This is a genomic window from Subsaximicrobium wynnwilliamsii (assembly GCF_007997225.1).
In the GTDB taxonomy this organism is placed as follows: Bacteria; Bacteroidota; Bacteroidia; order Flavobacteriales; family Flavobacteriaceae; genus Psychroserpens; species Psychroserpens wynnwilliamsii.
This window is the reverse complement of the sequence record NZ_VORM01000004.1, coordinates 1-17615: the sequence shown is the minus strand read 5'-3', so window position 1 is coordinate 17615 and position 17615 is coordinate 1. Positions and strand designations below refer to the sequence as shown.

The window sequence follows — 17615 nt, the reverse complement described above, 5'->3', positions numbered from 1 at the left end:
TGGAACCTTTTAAGTTTATGAGGTTTTTTAGTTAAAAGCCTGATGACAAAGGTTCAAATGCACAAAATATTTCTTTATATTTATCAAAATTGAAACCATTAAAACCATTAAAATGAAAAAACTGATATTAGCCTTATTGGCACTAAACTTATGTTACGCTAGCTTTGGCCAAGATAGCTTTGAAGAAGGAAAGGTAATTTCCAAGCAAACCATGACTAGCGATAATGAGCAAGCCAAGGCGCAATTGGCCATGATAGGAGATGTTGAGACCACGAGTTATTTTAAAGGCAATAAGACCAGAGCAGAAGCCACAAGCCCCATGACGGGGAAAGTTATATCCATTATTGATGGCGATTCCAACAAAATGCTCATGTTGATGGATAGTCCGTCAATGGGCAAAGTTTATATGCTACAGGATATTTCGCTTAGTGAAGCCGATAAAAAAAATATGGAGATCAAAAAAGGAGATGAAACTAAAAGCATTCTAGGTTATGAGTGTCAGCAATATTTTGTGACCATGACCAAAGATGGGCAGACTATGAAAATGGAAATGTTTACCACCGATGCTATTTCTGCAATGTCGCAACAAACAGCGACGTTTAACGATAAGATTTCTGGATTTCCAATGTACATGTCTATGGATGTGAATCAAATGGGGATGAACATGACCATTACCAATGAAGTCACTTCTATTGATGAAGAAAAAGTGGATTCAGGTATTTTTGACCTCACGCCTCCAGAGGGCTATAAGGACATGCAGCCAAAATAAGCCATTTCTATTTTTTAATGGGTTCTTGGATTCGTTCATTCCATATTACAGAAAAGCCATCTCATTTGAGCTGGCTTTTTTGTTTCAGATCACAGATAAAAATTCAGAAATCCGCGTAAATCAGTTTCATCCGCGTCATCAGCGTTCTATTTTTGGAACACCGATGACACAGATCTTGCAGATGCCCACAGATAAAAACTCAGGGATTCGCGCAAATCAGTTTAATCCGCGTCATCAGCGTTCTATTTTTGGAACACAGATAACGCAGATCTTGCAGATGTTCACAGATAAAAACTCAGGGATCCGCGCAAATCAGTATAATCCGCGTCATCAGCGGTCTATGTTTGGAACACAGATGACACAGATCTTGCAGATGTCCACAGATAAAAATTCAGAAATCCGCGCAAATCAGTATAATCCGCGTCATCAGCGTTCTATTTTTGGAACACAGATAACGCAGATCTTGCAGATGTTCACAGATAAAAACTCAGGGATCCGCGCAAATCAGTTTCATCCGCGTCATCAGCGTTCTATTTTTGGAACACAGATGACGCAGATCTGGCAGATGATCACAGATAAAAACTCAGGGATCCGCGCAAATCAGTATAATCCGCGTCATCAGCGTTCTATAGTTGGAACACAGATGACGCAGATCTTGCAGATGCCCACAGATAAAAATTAAGGGATCCGCGTAAATCAGTTTCATCCGCGTCATCAGCGTTCTATTTTTGGAACACAGATGATGCAGATCTTGCAGCAGTTCACAGATAAAATTCAGAAATCCGCGCAAATCAGTTTGATCCGCGTCATCAGCGTTCTATTTTTGGAACACAGATGACGCAGATCTTGCAGCAGTTCACAGATAAAAATTAAGGGATCCGCGTAAATCAGTTTCATCCGCGTCATCAGCGTTCTATGGTTGGAACACAGATGACGCAGATCTGGCAGATGCCCACAGATAAAAAATTCAGCGATCCGCGCAAATCAGTTTAATCCGCGTCATCAGCGTTCTATAGTTGGAACAAAGATGACGGAGATCTGGCAGTTGCTCACAGATAAAAATTCAGGGGATCCGCGCGAATCAGTTTGATCCGCGTCATCAGCGTTCTATGGTTGGAGCACCGATGACGCAGATCTTGCAGATGCTTGCAGATAAAAAATTCAGCGATCCGCGTAAATCAGTTTGATCCGCGTCATCAGCGTTCTATTTTTGGAACACAGATTACGCAGATCTTGCAGATGTTCACAGATAAAAATTCAGGGGATCCGCGCAAATCAGTTTCATCCGCGTCATCAGCGTTCTGTTTTTGGAACACAGATGACGCAGATCTTGCAGATGTTCACAGATAAAAACTCAGGAATCATCGTAAATCAGTTTGATCCGCGTCATCAGCGTTCTGTTTTTGGAACACAGATGACGCAGATCTTGCAGATGTTCGCAGATAAAAATACAGGAATCCACGCAAATAAGTTTAATCCGCGTCATCAGCGTTCTATTTTTGGAACACAAACGACGCAGATCTTGCAGATGTTCACAGCTAAAAATTCAGGGATCCGCGCAAATCAGTTTGATCCGCGTCATCAGCGTTCTATGATTGGAACACAGATGACGCAGATCTTGCAGATGCTCACAGCTAAAAATTCAGGGGATCCGCGTAAATCAGTTTGATCCGCGTCATCAGCGTTCTATTTTTGGAACACCGATGACGCAGATCTTGCAGATGCCCACAGATAAAAATTAAGGGATTCGCGTAAATCAGTTTAATCCGCGTCATCAGCGTTCTATTTTTGGAACACCGATGACGCAGATCTTGCAGATGCCCACAGATAAAAATTAAGGGATTCGCGTAAATCAGTTTAATCCGCGTCATCAGCGTTCTATTTTTGGAACACAGATGACGCAGATCTGGCAGATGCTCACAGATAAAAATTCAGAAATCCGCGCAAAACAGTTTGATCCGCGTCATCAGCGTTCTATTTTTGGAACACAGATGACGCAGATCTGGCAGATGCCCACAGATAAAAATTAAGGGATTCGCGCAAATCAGTTTGAGGATCAGTTTGAATACAAGTTATTTGCTGCCCTAAGTGGCGATATATTCGATATTCGAGAGGCGATTTGTATTGAGTATTGGCGAAGCAAACGGACTCAAATCTAATACCTTTATCAATTTTTTTTTTATATATTTGGCGCATGAATTCAAAATGGTACATTAGTACTTTGATTCTTGTACTTTGTGTTTTGGGGATTTCCAAACAACAGAGAACAATAGTCCCAAATCAGGAAATTGTCTTGCAATTTTCCAATGATGAGGTTGATGCATCCCTTACTGAACATGCCATTGCGAATGTCAAAAAACAACTGCATGCCCTTGGCGTTTTAAAGATCAACGTTTCCAAGCCAGAAGCTGGTCTTTTAAAGATCTCCTATTTTAGTCAGCTGGATGTTTCCGCGATAAAATGTTTGCTTTCCAAAGAGCAACATGCCAAAAATGGCTACGCATTTCCTTCTGAAAAAACCAGTCGTGGCAATGGATTTCCTTCCGAAGATAACGATACTACGTATTATGAGCTGAAAGTGTTTGAATTGCATCAGGCCAATGAGATGGATGCCAGTATAAACGGAAAATTAGCCTTGGAATCCCGAAGTGATAAAGATCGGTTTTTTAACCCAAATGACTTTGTTGCCGTACAGGTTCAAATTCAAGACCTTCAGCTTCCAATTAAAGACAACAGGCTTCAAACAAAGCTTGTGAATGCCATTGCATTTGATGATTTGTTCCAAAAAATACCAGAGGTGCGAGCGGGACCTTCAGCTTAATGAGTAGCTGTTTGTAGCTAAAACTATTTAGGGAAACCTCAAATAAATGCTATAAACCCTCAAAATAAGACTTAATGATCTTCAAATAAGTCTTCTACATTTCAAAATCCAAACTATAAAAATAATTGTCAGGTCTACTGGTAAATTCTATATTTGCCCGTTAAAAAAAATCTGACTAATAAAAAACATTACAATGCAAAACAAAGGACTAGTAAAGCTTTTTGCACTGCTATTTGGTTTAGTAAGTATCTACCAATTAGCTTTTACTTTTAAATCCAATCAATTGGATGAAGACGCGAAAACTTACGCAGTAAATAAGTACGATGACCCAGAGCAAATCAATGATGCTGAGGTTCATTACATGGATTCAATTGCCAATCGCGAAGTTTACGATATTGGCATTGCCACGTTTACAGGCAATGAAGTTAAAGAGAAAGCCATGAATTTGGGGCTAGACCTTAAAGGAGGGCTTAATGTGATCCTACAGATTTCGGTTAGGGATATTCTTCAAGGATTATCCAATAACTCTAAGGACCCTGCTTTCAATAAGGCATTAACAGATGCCGTTGAAATTCAAAAAGACGCACAAGAACCTTATTTAGAGTCTTTTTTCACAGCTTGGGAACGCGTGAAAGGTGATAAAAAATTAGCGTCTCCAGATATTTTTGCCAACAGAAATATGGATGATGTTATCGATATCTCCATGAGCGACGATGATGTAAAATCTAAATTAGAGGAAAAAGTTGACGAATCTATTATTTCTGCTTTCGAGGTACTGAGAAAACGGATTGACCAATTTGGTGTGACTTCGCCAAACATTCAACGTCTGGGTAATTCTGGACGCGTATTGGTGGAATTACCTGGTGTTAAAGACATCAAGCGTGCCACGGAATTGATCACAACCACTGCTCAACTTCAATTTTGGGATGTGGAAACACCACAGGTATTGAGCGATTTCTTTGGTGCAACCAATGAAACGCTTAAAACGCAGTTGGGAACTGAAACCACTGAAACTGTTACAGAACAAGATTCGACTGCAACAAATCAGGACAGCAAGATTGATGACCTATTGGGCGAAACTTCAACCGATTCTATTTCGACTACCGGTGCTAATCCATTCTTTGAGATCGTTGGTCCACCGCGAAGTGGAGGCATGTTAGCGCTCAAGTTGGAGGATAAGGAAACCATGAAGTCCTATTTAGCAATGGATGCGGTTAGAGCAAATCTTCCGGCAGAATTGAGATACACCAAATTCGCATTTGGTTTGCCAAGCTTAGATCCAGAAACCAATGTGGAGTATGTTGATTTATATGCACTCAAAGGAAACAGAGATAATGAACCAGATTTGAGCGGAGGCGTTGTAACCGATGCGCGCCAATCTTATAGCCAAACCAACAGACCAACAGTATCCATGCAAATGAATGCCAAGGGTTCTAAGATTTGGGAGGAAATGACTGGTCGTGCCTCTGCGCAAGGCAGTCAGATTGCGATTGTTTTGGATGATATTGTCTATTCTGCGCCAACGGCTTCCAACGGAGCGATTTCTGGTGGCAACACTGAAATTTCAGGAAACTTTACAGTTTTGGAGGCAACCGATTTAGCGAATGTCTTAAGAGCTGGTAAATTACCGGCAAGAGCAGAGATCATTCAAGCAGATCAAGTTGGTCCCTCTTTAGGTAAGGAAGCCATTGAAAGTGGTACGAAATCCTTTCTATTGGCATTGTCATTGGTATTGATATGGATGATTCTATATTACGGTAAAGCAGGTCTTGCCGCAGATATTGCCTTGATCTTCAACATTATTTTGATCTTTGGTGTACTATCTGGCTTGGGTGCCGTATTGACACTTCCAGGTTTGGCAGGTATCGTTTTGACCATCGGTATGTCTGTAGATGCAAACGTGCTTATTTTTGAACGTATCAGGGAAGAGCTTAACAAAGGCAAAGCTCAAAAACAAGCGATCAAAGACGGTTTCTCAAACGCTTTGTCTTCTATTCTTGATGCTAACATTACCACAGGTTTAACAGCATTGATCTTATTTATATTTGGTACAGGACCTATTAAAGGTTTTGCAACGACCTTATTGATTGGTATTGTGACCTCTTTATTTACAGCGATCTTTATCACGCGATTGTTGGTAGATTGGTATGCGAACAAGAACAAGACCTTGGATTTCTCTACGTCTATCACTAAAAATCTATTCAAAAACAACAGCATAAACTTCATTGGGAAACGTAAAATTGCTTATGTGGTTTCAGGGATTATGATTGTTGTGAGTTTGATCTCTTTGTTTACTAATAAACTGGATCAAGGTATCGATTTTGTTGGAGGTAGAACCTACCAAGTACGCTTTCCAGAAGCTGTAAACGCTGGAGATGTTGATAAAGACCTTACTGTGCTTTTTAAAAGTGTTGAGGTCAAGACCATTGGTGGCGACCATCAATTGAAGATCTCGACCAAATATAAGGTTGATGAAAACTCTGTTGACATTGATGAGGAAATTCAAAGGATGTTATACGGTGGCTTGGAAAGTCATCTTCAAGGCATGAGCTACCCCGATTTTGCTGCAGGTAAAGATGGTTTAGGGAAAGTGTTATCCAGTAAAGTGAGTCCTACCATTGCCGATGATATCAAGACCGAATCATTCTGGGCAGTATTGGGATCGCTTTTGGTGGTGTTCCTTTACATTCTATTGCGATTTAAAAGATGGCAATTCTCATTGGGTGCTGTTGCAGCGGTATTCCATGATGTGATCATTCTTTTGGGTGTGTTCTCGCTTTTATATAAATTCATGCCATTTAGTATGGAAATTGACCAAGCCTTTATTGCAGCGGTCTTAACCGTAATTGGTTATTCGCTTAATGATACCGTGGTTGTATTTGATAGAATTCGTGAAGAACTGGCCGAAAAGGAAGGATTCAAGGGAGGTTTCAACATTAATACTGCTATAAATAGCACATTGAGTAGAACCTTGAATACCTCGTTAACCACATTGGTGGTATTGTTCGCGATGTTCCTATTTGGCGCGCAATCCTTGAAAGATCTATTGTTCGCATTGATCGTAGGGGTCATCATAGGTACCTATTCCTCGGTGTTTATAGCAACACCTTTAATGTATGACACTTTAAAAGATAAGGGTAAAGCTCCGGAAGGAGAGGCAGACAATGCTTAAAATTATAATTCATTTTATATTTAAAACCATTTCTTCGGAAATGGTTTTTTTTTGTGGGATACCGTAATGCTAATCTTGAGTTAGTTCTTCGGGTCTGTGAAAAAATTAAATCAAAACCAATAAGGGGTTAGGGGTGGGGTTTCGGAAGCATTGTTTCTAAAAGCACAGCTTTCTTGATTCGTTTCCGGGCAACACTATTTCTGAATAAAAATTTCTAGAACTCAAATTCGTTCCAAAACGCCTAAATCCGTAACAAACGCTAATGGCACTCGTCGAAACTACAGCAAGAATCTCGAAAAACCTATGTTTATGTCTTTATGGACGCCATTGATTTGGCTGGCAATCATCACACCTCTTTTATTAATAGCACAACTTACCACTAAGGAAACCAATCTCAAATACCTGTTGCTTTTTGCAGCCTATTTCTTGGCAGATGCTTACCTGCGCATTTTAGGCTTTGAAATAATCAATTTAGAATTTTTGAACCTCAATCTCAATTGGAGCGGAACCCTGCTGAGCTTGGCATTGGCATTGCTCTTTGTGTTTTGCCTTTCCAAATCCATTCGTGAAGACATTGGTTTTACAACAAATTCAATAAAAGAACTTTGAAACTGGGTGTTTTAATTTTCCTCGGAATCTTAATCTTCGATTTTGGCGTCAAGATGCTACTCTTCCCAAAAGGTGGCGATTTTGATCTGGAACAGTTTTGGTTCCAAGCGAGCATGCCCGGCCTGTCTGAAGAAATTGTGTATCGCGGCATCCTCTTATGGATTTTGAGCAAGGCTTTTATTCCGAAGAAAAAAATCAAGGGCATCGCCTTTGGTTGGGGCTTTGTTATTGTTACCGTGTTATTCGCAATGATTCATGGCGTTGTTTTAACAGAAACGATGGATTTTAAAATCGACCTCGTCACGATCGTATATCTTACACTCGTGACCTCGCTGAGTCTGGGGATTTTAAGAAAATTTTCAGGGAATTTGTTATGGCCAACTGTGGGTCATAATCTTGTTAATCTTATGAATTGCTTTATCAGGCTAATTTAATTGAATCTGAATTGAAGATGGTCTATGTTCAAGAAATACGCTCTAGATGGCGGAGTTAAAACGATAAATCTAAGCTTTCATTTTGCTATTTATTGCAAAAAACGAGCGTCTATTTTTATCTGCATAAATCTGCGGGAAATATTAGCCCCATTCGGTTTCAGTTGCTTAGGCCCATATCCGCAGACTTTTTGCTATATATGCTTTGATCTCGGGTACTTCAAAATTCAGCAAGCTTTAATCATTAAGATCAAATACAGCTAAATCGCCCAGTTCCAAGCCCCAAGCATCACTCAAGCCTGCATTGACCTCTAAAACATATTTTGCAGGGGCTTCAGAGGGTAGCGAACCTTCATCCATAGCCTTTGCGTTTTTTTGGATACTTACTATAGTTTTTTTCTCATCTATATAAATGATATCAAGTGCAAATTGAGTGTTTTTCATATAAAAGGAACGCATCTCGCTTTCTGGAAAAATAAAGAGCATCCCGCGATTGGCAGCCATGCTGTGGCGATACATCAATCCTGTTTGGGTTTGATAATCATCATCGGCTATTTCTATGTCCAACGAGACCAGCAAAGAATCGGTCTTTGCCTTTTTTAGCTGAAGTTCGCCTTCCTTTTGAAATTTGACTTCAATGGGTTTTATGGCTGAAGCTTTCGATTCCTCCTTACACCCGTTGAATGGAAGAAAAATTATTCCGAAGCCACAAAACAATGCAATTTTAAGAACGTGTTTTTTCAACATCACTGCGTTTAGATTTATAAACGAACATAAAATAAAGTCCGATCAAGATAAATGGAATACTCAACAATTGGCCGGTATTAAAGCCCATGAGAATAAAATACTCATCGCCTTGAGGTTCTTTCATGAACTCCACGAAGAATCTTACGGTCCAAAGCAGCACTAAAAACAAGCCGAACAGAAAACCTTCCTGTTCGCTCTTTTTGGTTTTCCAATAAAAATACATCAAGGCTAAAAACACAAATACATAACTGAATGCTTCATACAATTGTGCTGGATGCCTGGGAAAAGTCTCGCCCAATTGCTTAAACACCACACCAAAATCGCTGCCCGTTGGCTTCCCAATGATTTCTGAATTGATGAAATTACCTAAACGCACAAACACCGCTCCCGATGCTACGGGAATGACCACGCGATCCAAAATCCAGAGTACCGTTTTGTGCAGTACTTTTTTATTGTAAAGATACATGGAGATAATCATGGCGATGGCGGCACCGTGGCTCGCAAGACCTTGAAATCCTGTAAACTCAAAGCCGCCCTTGAACTTAACGGGCAAGAAAATGCTGAAGAAATCCTCTGTAAACAACTCAGGCTGATAAAAGATCACATGCCCCAATCGTGCCCCTAACATTATGCCCACCACCGAATAGATAAAGAGGGAATCCAAGGATTTTTCCGATTGACCTTCGTGTTTATAGATGCGTTTCATGATGTTGAGACCCAGCAAAAATGCCACGATCCACATCACACTGTAATAATGTAGCATGAAAAATCCAAGATCGAGACCTTTGGAAGGATCCCATACTATTTCTAAAGCGAACATAAAATTTAATTTGGTGCCGTAAAGATAGTATTTATGCTGAAAAAGCGATTACGCTTAGCAGAGTTTTAGGGATTTTACAGACTTCAATTCAGATCTTAAGATTAGAAGTTCTAGCTTCGGAAAATGGGCATGTTCAAAATTTTTATAGTTTCCAGAATGCTTCCGTGAATTGATAGATCAAAGCTTTGGTTTTTAGAATCTTATTGAAATGGACCTGTAGGTTTTTTAGTCCCCAACTGCGGGGTTGGCAGAACTAAATCAAAAAACTTTCTTTCCAATGCAGCAATACCATTTCGTTTAATTTAGAACTTCTAGTCTCTAGTCTCTAGTCTCTAGCCTCTAGCTTCCAGCTTCCAGCTTCTAGTTTAGATTTTGAAGCATTGAAATTTAGGTTTTGGAATTTTCCGCATCATCCTTACCAGGAACAGGGTCATATCCAGAACCTCCCCAAGGCGACGTAGCGTAAAGAAAATGTACGGGGTACATTTTTAGCGAACGGGCGAGCAGGCGCGGCTGGAAATTTTTAGTTGTCATCCTTTTTAGGAACGGGGTCATATCCAGAACCTCCCCAAGGCGACGTAGCGTCAAGAAAATGTACGGGGTACATTTTTAGCGAACGGGCGAGCAGGCGCGGCTGGAAATTTTTAGTTGTCATCCTTTTTAGGAACGGGGTCATATCCAGAACCTCCCCAAGGATGACAACTAAAAATCCTTATCACAGCCAATTTGCCACCTTTCCAAATCCCATGAATAAGCAAGGCCTCCTTGGCATACTGTGAGCATGTGGGTTGAAACCGACAGCTTGCAGGGAAAAAGGGCGAGATCAAACTTTGATACACTTTGATCAAGAACAGAAAGGGATAGGTCAGGAGTTTTTTCAAGTATCGTGAAGGTGTAAAGTTGTTTTTTGTGGAGTTGTTCGTTGTTGAGTGGTTTGTTATGGAGTTAGTACGAGATGTTTATTAGAACTATTTCACAACAATGTTTTAAATTTATGATCCGTCTAATGGGTTTCAAACTATGCGTTCAGATTAGTTTAGCCTATAGCGTTTTGCCATGAATTGAACGAATTTACACAAATTTCTGCGCTCTAAAATTATAAACACTATAGCATAGCATCTATTCCGCGAATAAACAAGCTTTTCACTGCATATAAACCTACGTTAACTTCGTAAACATTGATGTGGTGTATCAATAAGCGCTAAGTTTATTTTTTTCCAATCTTGGCAAGTCCTTTCTTTTGGAAAGGATTTAGGATAGGCTGCTACTTCACATCAAAGGTCGTGCCTTCCTTGCTATCATTCAACTGAATTCCTTTTTCGGCCAATTGATCACGAATTTTATCAGACAAAGCAAAATCCTTGTTGGCACGTGCTTGTTGGCGCAGTTCAATTAAAAGTTCTACGGCGCCAGCCAGTTTTTCGGAGCTTGAATCTGTAATGCCTACGTTTTCCAAACCAAGGATATCGAAGCAAAAACTATGCATACTGCTTTTTAGAAGTTCTAGATCTTCCGCAGTTAAAGTTGCAGTGCCCTCCTTGAGTTGATTGATGTATTTAACCGCTTCAAATAAATTGGCAATCAAAATTGGGGAATTGAAATCGTCATTCATCGCATCATAACAGCGTTGTTGCCATTCAGCAATGTCAAACGTAGAGGCCGTGCCAGCCTTGAGCTCATCTAGCGCATTGATCGCATCCATCAAGCGCAGAAATCCTTTTTCGCTGGATAGAAGTCCGTCATTGGTTAAATCCAAAATGCTTCGGTAGGACGATTGGGCAATAAAAAATCGAATCACGCTCGGGCTGTAAGCTTTAGACATGATATCGTTTTTACCTGAAAGTAATTCCGCAGGATTGATGATATTTCCAGTGGTTTTAGACATGCGTTGCCCGTTGAGTTCCAACATATTGGCATGCATCCAAAAATTGACTGGTGATCTGCCAACCGCTGCTTCATTTTGCGCGATCTCACATTCGTGGTGTGGGAATTTCAAATCCATGCCGCCGCCATGAATGTCAAAATGCTCGCCCAGATATTTGGTGCTCATGGTGGTGCATTCAAGATGCCAACCGGGGAAACCGTCGCTCCAAGGGGAAGGCCAACGCATGATGTGTTGTGGTTCGGCTTTTTTCCAAAGGGCGAAATCCTGAGGATTCTTCTTGTCGCTTTGTCCGTCCAAAGCACGCGTATTATGAATCAAGTCTTCAAGCTTGCGTTTGCTCAAAATGCCGTATGTGTAGCTTTCATTGAATTTGTGGACGTCAAAATAGACCGATCCATTGACTTCATAGCCAAAACCATTGGCGATGATCTTTTTGACCAGTTCAATTTGTTCAATGATGTGGCCAGTCGCTGTTGGCTCTATACTTGGTGGCAGAAAATTAAAGGTGTTGAGTGTGTTGTGAAAGTCAACGGTATAACGCTGCACCACTTCCATGGGTTCTATAGACTCGAGTCGCGCTTTTTTTGTGATTTTATCCTCGCCGGCATCAGCATCGTTCTCTAAATGACCGGCATCGGTAATATTGCGTACATAACGTACTTTATAGCCCAAATGCTTAAAATACCGAAACACCATATCAAAGGACATAAAGGTGCGCACATTGCCCAAATGCACATTGCTGTAAACCGTAGGGCCACACACATACATGCCAATATGACCTGGCTCAATTGGCGTAAAGGTCTCTTTTTTGCCAGAGAGCGTGTTGTAAATCTTGATCTGCTGTTCCTTATGCAATGACATAACTATTAGAATTAAAAAAGGCTAACCATAGGATCACCCTTGAAAGTTGTTTCAATACTTAAAACTACTGTTTTTTTTAATGCTTCGGAAGAAGGACAACTTAAAAAGCGGTGTCTAATTTGATATAGTCCAAAAATTCGCGCTTGGTATCCTTGTTTTTGAATTGGCCTCCAAATTCTGAAGTCACGGTGCTGCTATCCACATCACGAATACCTCGGGAATTGACGCAAAGATGTTTTGCATCGATCACGCAGGCCACATCTTCGGTTTTTAGAACTTGCTGAAGCTCCTTTACGATTTGAATGGTCAAACGTTCTTGAACCTGTGGTCGTTTTGCGAAATAATCAACAATGCGGTTCATTTTAGAGAGTCCTACCACTTTGCCGCTTGAGATATAGGCGATATGGGCTTTGCCAACAATGGGCAACAAATGATGCTCGCAAGTGGAGTAGAGGTTGATGTTTTTTTCAACCAGCATTTCACCATATTTATACTTGTTGTCAAAGGTGGAGGCACTGGGTTTGTTGTTGGGGTGCAGTCCAGAAAAAATCTCGTTCACAAACATCTTTGCTACACGATTTGGCGTGCCTTTTAGGCTGTCGTCATTGAGGTCCAGCCCCAAAGTTTCCAGAATGTGATGCACATCTTTTCTAATGATCTTAATTTTTTCTGAATCTGAAAGTTCGAAAGCATTCTCTCGAAGTGGCGTATCTGCCGATGTGCCAATGTGATCGTTTCCAAGGAGATCTAACTCCTCTATGTTTTTTTCTATACTCATAAAATCTGTTATAGGCTCTTAATCAATATCACGTGATTAGGAAATAAACACCAGTGAATAATTGCGATAAAGCTTAGGTTTAAGCGACTGCAAAGATAAGCAATTAAAAAAAATCAAAACAAGGCTACTGCCTCTAATTACAATAATTGAAGACAATATATCGGATACTTAAACCGATCATCCAATTTAACAGCTGGTTTGCTGTGGTTTCGCCATAAATTCATTATTTTTCAGTTCTACTAAAAAAGTGTTAATATGCTACTTAAATTACTCCCCTCAATGGTGTTTTTGTTGTTTGTTTTTGGAACGTCGACGCATTCTTATTCGCAAACTGATAATCAGGTTAAACCGCTTCAACAAATTTTTTTTGACGCAAATGTGGCATCTCCCTTAACTCAAAAGGAACTAGGTTTTATTCGAGAAGTGTATGGCGATAATTCAGAATCTGATATTTTGAATCGGCCACAGCGACTTAAGGATGTAAAAAACATTCTCAGAAATAGGGTTGAATTCATGCACGCTCCTAACAAAGATCTTTCGAGTTTCGCGAAACTTTCTAGCGTGCCACTTTTTGATTTTTATAATAAGTCATTAACGCGAGATGTGATTCTGGATAAAACCAATTTTAACCCACTCAAATATCAATTCGCTTTTGATTCTCGTCAAAAAACTAAAATGTATCTATTCGATAACTCTTCGTATTTGGTTGTAATCAAGTCACAAAATCCTCAATAAGTGATAACTCTTATGAAAAAACAGATACTTCTATTTTTAGTGTTGCTTTCGATTTTATGCGCTCATGGGCAGGATATCTCCATGCAAGACGGTACTTTCAACCAATGTCAAGATCGATTTTTTGATTCTGGTGGTGAGTTTGGTAATTATACTAGTAACGAAAACTTTGCTCTCACAATCTGTCCAAATAATGCCGGCGATGTGATAGAACTGAGTTTTACAACCTTTAACACCCAATTAGTGGATGTAATGACTATTTATGATGGGGCTGATAATACAGCGCCATCCTTAGGTTCGTATTCTGGTATAAACTCGCCATTGATTGTCGAAGCCTCTAGCCCTTCTGGCTGTTTAACTATTGAGTTTGTTTCTAATGCTACTGGAGTTACCATAGGATGGGCGGCAGATATCGCTTGTTTAACGCCATGTCAAGATATCGTGGCCAATTTGGATAGTACCAATCCTGGCTTCGATGTCAACAATATTGTAGTTGCTGATGTTGATGAAGTCATTACTTTCAATGGAAGTGGTGCATTTTCGGTTAACGGATCTGGAGCTACTTATCTTTGGGATTTTGGTGATGGAAACACCGGATCTGGTGCTACCGCTACACATCAATATGCTACGGCAGGAGTTTATGATATTACTTTGACAATCACAGATACAAATCCCGCGGGCTGCTCTAGTACCAACGCCATTGACTTGACAGCACAGATTGGAGCCTCGGGACCTGGGAATCCTTATGTGAATGCAGGAGATGACGTCGTAATCGATTGTGCCGATGACTGTGCTGAAATTTCTGCGGAATTTCTTGAAATTGGAGAAACGAACACATATACGGTGTCCCAAATTCCTTTCGTGCCGCCGTTTCCTTTTCAAGGTTTATCCAATCCATTGAATCCGAACATTGATGATGCTTGGTCCAGCGTTGATAATTTGCCCTTCGATTTTTGTTTTTTTAATAATATTAGAACGCAATTCCAAGTTGGTTCTAATGGGGTCATTAGTTTTGATGTGGACCCTTCTGATAATTCGAATGAGTATGGGTTTACTCAAACATTGCCAAATAATTCAAACACTACTTTATCAGAAGCGAATATTTTTACACCATGTCACGATATCAATCCGGCAGTCGGTAGTAGTGAAGAAATTGGTTGGGAAATCATTGGGACAGCCCCCAATAGGGTTTTAGCAGTATCTTTTTACAATGTACCTCTTTATAGTTGTACAAATTTAGTTGCGACACATATGGCTGTATTTTATGAGACCACCAATGTGATTGACATTTATATTAAGGATAAGCCATTTTGTGCAAGTTGGAATAATGGCAATGCGGTAGTAGGTATTCAAAACGATGCAGGAACAATTGCCTTTGTGCCTCCAAACCGCAATACAGGACAATGGTCAACGACAGATGAAGCTTGGCGCTTTACTCCATCTGGTCAAAGCATTACTGATTTCGCTTGGTTAGATGAATCTGGTACCGTGATTGCTACTACTCCTACTTTTGAAGTTTGTCCAGCCACCCAAGCCACTTATACGGCTCAAGTAACTTACATCAATTGTAATGGCGATGAAGTAATAGTTACAGATGATGTCGTTGTTAGCAAAGACACACCGTTTGATGTTGAATTGGGCCCAGATCAACAGTTGTGTGAAGGTGATCCAGATGTTATTTTAGATGCAGATATTGCATCGCCCACCGCGCAATATATTTGGTTTTTAGATGGCATATTTATTACGGGTGAAGAAAGTCCGACTTTAACGGTAGCATCTCCCAACTCTGGCGTTTATTCCGTGCAAGTTACAGATCAAAGTTGTGCTTTATTGAGCGAGGTGGAGGTTAGCTTTAATGGCGTTCCAGATACAGCGTTTAGCCTATCGCCTAATTGTAACGGTGCCCTCGCAACAATTTTGGGGAATACCGGTGGTACTTTTACTTTTAATCCCGCAGCAACCGACGGCGCCAACATTGATGCCATAACCGGGGAAATCACAAATACAACTTCAGGCGCCTCTTATACGGTAGAATATTCTATTGCAGGTCTGTGTCCAAGTAGTTCTACACAAAATGTGACCATTACAGACTTAGACAACACCTCCTTTACCTTAACCGCAACCTGTGATGGTGCAATAGCCACTATTGATGGCAATTCGGGTGGTGTGTTCACTTTTAATCCGCTCCCAGCAGATGGAGCTATGATTGATGCTGCAACAGGTACAATCACTGGTGGAACTTTTGGTACGGTTTACACCGTGCAATATGCAACATCTGGAGTTTGTGCCTCTTCAAGTACAGAGACTGTTAGTATTGTCCCTGCCGATGATCCTGCGTTTTCCTTACAGCCAAACTGTGATGGTGCTACTGCCACAATTTCGGGCGATACAGGTGGTACCTTTACTTTTAATCCGGTACCAACCGATGCCGCAACCATTGATGCGAGCACGGGAACCGTTTCAAACGCAGTGCCAGATGCTACCTATACGGTTGAATATACCACAGCAGGGCCATGTGTTCAAACAGCACAACAAAGCATAACGGTATTTTCTGCGGAAGACGCTTCGTTCACCTACACGCCTAGTTGTGATAACGCAATTGCGACCATTACAGGTGATTTGGGCGGAAGCTTTGCCTTTGACTCCAATTCCCCATCTGATGGGGCAGTTTTGGATGCAGTAACAGGCGAAATTACAAATCCAGTTTCGGGCGAAACATATGCCGTAAATTACAGCAGCTCCGGGAACTGTCCGGAAACAACAACCGTATCTGTGACCATATTGCCGCAAGACGATTCTAGCTTTACCATTGCACCAACCTGTGATGGCGCCACCACGACTATTACAGGCTTAGTTGGAGGCACATTCAGTTTAAATCCAGTTCCCACAGATGGAACGATCATAAATACTAGTTCAGGTACTGTAACAGGTGGCGCGTATGCTACTGAATATACGATATCATATACTACTAATGGTGCTTGCCCTACAACAACGACCCAAAGTTTCACTGTTTTTTCTCAGCCCATCATTTTTGATCCCACCCCCTTGGAAGTCTGCGACGACGGCGTGCCAGACGGGCTGACCTCGATCGACCTGAGCATGAAGAACAGCGAGGTCACGGGCAACAATCCCGGCTACACGGTAAGTTACCATAAGGACCAAGCCGATGCCGACAGCGATACAGACGCATTACCGGTCCCCTACACAAACGAAGCCAACGGCCAGGTCGTCTTCGTCAGGGTAGAGGACAACACCACAAGTTGCCATGCGACCACGAGCCTGGTGCTCACGGTGCAGCAGGCTCCGGTCGCGAACGACCCTGCCCCTCTTGAGTACTGCGATCCCGACAGCGACGGCTTCGGGGTCTTCGACCTCACCTTGCGCGACGCCGAGATCACCGGCGGTGTTGCCGGCCTTGAGGTCAGCTACCACGAGACTTTTGCCGATGCCCAGAACGGCGTCAACGCAGTGGGCAGCCCCTACAGCAACATCGTGGCCGGCACCCAGGTGCTGCACGCGCGGGTTGAGAGCGCCACCGTGGCCACCGGCTGCGCGACGCTCGTGGAGCTGGTCCTCATCGTGAACCCCACGCCAGCGGTGCCCGCCGAGATCAGCGACTACGTGTTGTGCGACAGCGATGCCGACGGGGTCTCACAGTTCGACCTGGGCACCAAGGAGGCCGAGATCACGGGGTCACAGCCCACCTTGGCGGCCGATCTCGACCTGATCCTGACCTACCACCTGAGCGCTGCGGACGCCCTGAGCGGCAACGATGCGATCTCCAATGTGGGCAACTACACCAACACCGGCAACCCGCAGACCATCTTCGTGAGGCTCGAGGGCGAGAGCAACGGCTGCGCCGACACCGGCAGCTTCGAGATCCGCGTGGACCTGCCACCGGTGGCGGTGCTGCCAGCGCCGCTGCAGCTCTGTGACGACGGGGTTGCCGATGGAGTGACCGTCTTCGACCTCAGCGTCAGGGACAGCGAG

General features: G+C 42.0%; 14 protein-coding genes. 9 read left to right on the top strand and 5 right to left on the bottom strand.

The window, feature by feature from the left end:
- Window positions 1-112 precede the first annotated feature (112 nt).
- The 7 genes from ESY88_RS04405 (at window position 113) to ESY88_RS21325 (ending at window position 7805) form a co-directional block, all read left to right on the top strand.
- Entirely contained in the window at window positions 113-769 is a 657-nt protein-coding gene (locus ESY88_RS04405; RefSeq protein WP_147085438.1) for a hypothetical protein, read from the top strand.
- A 25-nt stretch (window positions 770-794) separates the two neighbouring features.
- Complete coding sequence (locus tag ESY88_RS04400) at window positions 795-1451, top strand: hypothetical protein (protein WP_189702518.1); 657 nt, start codon at window positions 795-797, stop codon at window positions 1449-1451.
- 654 nt (window positions 1452-2105) lie between these two features.
- The gene (locus tag ESY88_RS04395; protein WP_147085436.1) at window positions 2106-2438 is read left to right on the top strand and encodes a hypothetical protein; all 333 of its coding nucleotides are present in this window, start codon (window positions 2106-2108) and stop codon (window positions 2436-2438) included.
- A 525-nt stretch (window positions 2439-2963) separates the two neighbouring features.
- Window positions 2964-3590, top strand: a complete 627-nt coding sequence (locus ESY88_RS04390) for a hypothetical protein (RefSeq protein ID WP_147085435.1) — start codon at window positions 2964-2966, stop codon at window positions 3588-3590.
- Window positions 3591-3783: 193 nt separating this feature from the next.
- Window positions 3784-6762 carry a protein translocase subunit SecDF gene (gene secDF / locus ESY88_RS04385; protein WP_147085434.1) on the top strand — a complete coding sequence of 993 codons (2979 nt, stop codon included), beginning with the start codon at window positions 3784-3786 and terminating at the stop codon, window positions 6760-6762.
- A gap of 309 nt (window positions 6763-7071) precedes the next feature.
- Window positions 7072-7371 carry a hypothetical protein gene (locus ESY88_RS21330; protein ID WP_223270717.1) on the top strand — a complete coding sequence of 100 codons (300 nt, stop codon included), beginning with the start codon at window positions 7072-7074 and terminating at the stop codon, window positions 7369-7371.
- Window positions 7368-7805, top strand: a complete 438-nt coding sequence (locus ESY88_RS21325) for a CPBP family intramembrane glutamic endopeptidase (protein ID WP_223270716.1) — start codon at window positions 7368-7370, stop codon at window positions 7803-7805. Before ESY88_RS21330 ends, ESY88_RS21325 begins: the two co-directional genes overlap by 4 nt.
- 234 nt (window positions 7806-8039) lie before the next feature.
- On the opposite strand, the gene ESY88_RS04375 is transcribed toward ESY88_RS21325, so the two are convergent.
- From ESY88_RS04375 to folE, 5 genes are all read right to left on the bottom strand, one after another.
- Window positions 8040-8549, bottom strand: coding sequence for a DUF192 domain-containing protein (locus tag ESY88_RS04375; RefSeq protein ID WP_147085433.1), 510 nt, complete (start codon window positions 8547-8549; stop codon window positions 8040-8042).
- Window positions 8527-9369, bottom strand: coding sequence for a prolipoprotein diacylglyceryl transferase (gene lgt, locus ESY88_RS04370; protein ID WP_147085432.1), 843 nt, complete (start codon window positions 9367-9369; stop codon window positions 8527-8529). The genes ESY88_RS04375 and lgt overlap by 23 nt, the downstream gene beginning before the upstream one ends.
- 644 nt (window positions 9370-10013) lie before the next feature.
- Entirely contained in the window at window positions 10014-10250 is a 237-nt protein-coding gene (gene yidD, locus ESY88_RS04365) for a membrane protein insertion efficiency factor YidD (RefSeq protein ID WP_147085431.1), read from the bottom strand.
- 383 nt (window positions 10251-10633) lie between these two features.
- Window positions 10634-12115: a cysteine--tRNA ligase gene (gene cysS, locus ESY88_RS04360; protein WP_147085430.1), complete on the bottom strand. Its 1482-nt coding sequence runs from the start codon at window positions 12113-12115 to the stop codon at window positions 10634-10636.
- Between the two features lie 100 nt (window positions 12116-12215).
- Window positions 12216-12893, bottom strand: coding sequence for a GTP cyclohydrolase I FolE (gene folE, locus ESY88_RS04355; protein WP_147085429.1), 678 nt, complete (start codon window positions 12891-12893; stop codon window positions 12216-12218).
- A gap of 255 nt (window positions 12894-13148) precedes the next feature.
- Here folE and ESY88_RS04350 point away from each other — a divergent pair, with 255 nt between their 5' ends.
- Together ESY88_RS04350 and ESY88_RS04345 are read left to right on the top strand one after the other, a co-directional pair.
- Window positions 13149-13628, top strand: a complete 480-nt coding sequence (locus ESY88_RS04350) for a hypothetical protein (protein ID WP_147085428.1) — start codon at window positions 13149-13151, stop codon at window positions 13626-13628.
- A gap of 12 nt (window positions 13629-13640) precedes the next feature.
- Window positions 13641-17615, top strand: a 3975-nt coding sequence (locus tag ESY88_RS04345) for a PKD domain-containing protein (protein WP_147085427.1), incomplete at its 3' end; no start/stop codon positions are given.

Coding starts and splice junctions, on each gene's coding strand:
- ESY88_RS04405 (WP_147085438.1), top strand. CDS start 113: ATGAAAAAACTGATATTAGCCTTATTGGCACTAAACTTATGTTACGCT.
- ESY88_RS04395 (WP_147085436.1), top strand. CDS start 2,106: ATGTTCACAGATAAAAACTCAGGAATCATCGTAAATCAGTTTGATCCG.
- ESY88_RS04390 (WP_147085435.1), top strand. CDS start 2,964: ATGAATTCAAAATGGTACATTAGTACTTTGATTCTTGTACTTTGTGTT.
- secDF (WP_147085434.1), top strand. CDS start 3,784: ATGCAAAACAAAGGACTAGTAAAGCTTTTTGCACTGCTATTTGGTTTA.
- ESY88_RS21330 (WP_223270717.1), top strand. CDS start 7,072: ATGTCTTTATGGACGCCATTGATTTGGCTGGCAATCATCACACCTCTT.
- ESY88_RS04375 (WP_147085433.1), bottom strand. CDS start 8,549: ATGTTGAAAAAACACGTTCTTAAAATTGCATTGTTTTGTGGCTTCGGA.
- lgt (WP_147085432.1), bottom strand. CDS start 9,369: ATGTTCGCTTTAGAAATAGTATGGGATCCTTCCAAAGGTCTCGATCTT.
- cysS (WP_147085430.1), bottom strand. CDS start 12,115: ATGTCATTGCATAAGGAACAGCAGATCAAGATTTACAACACGCTCTCT.
- folE (WP_147085429.1), bottom strand. CDS start 12,893: ATGAGTATAGAAAAAAACATAGAGGAGTTAGATCTCCTTGGAAACGAT.
- ESY88_RS04350 (WP_147085428.1), top strand. CDS start 13,149: ATGCTACTTAAATTACTCCCCTCAATGGTGTTTTTGTTGTTTGTTTTT.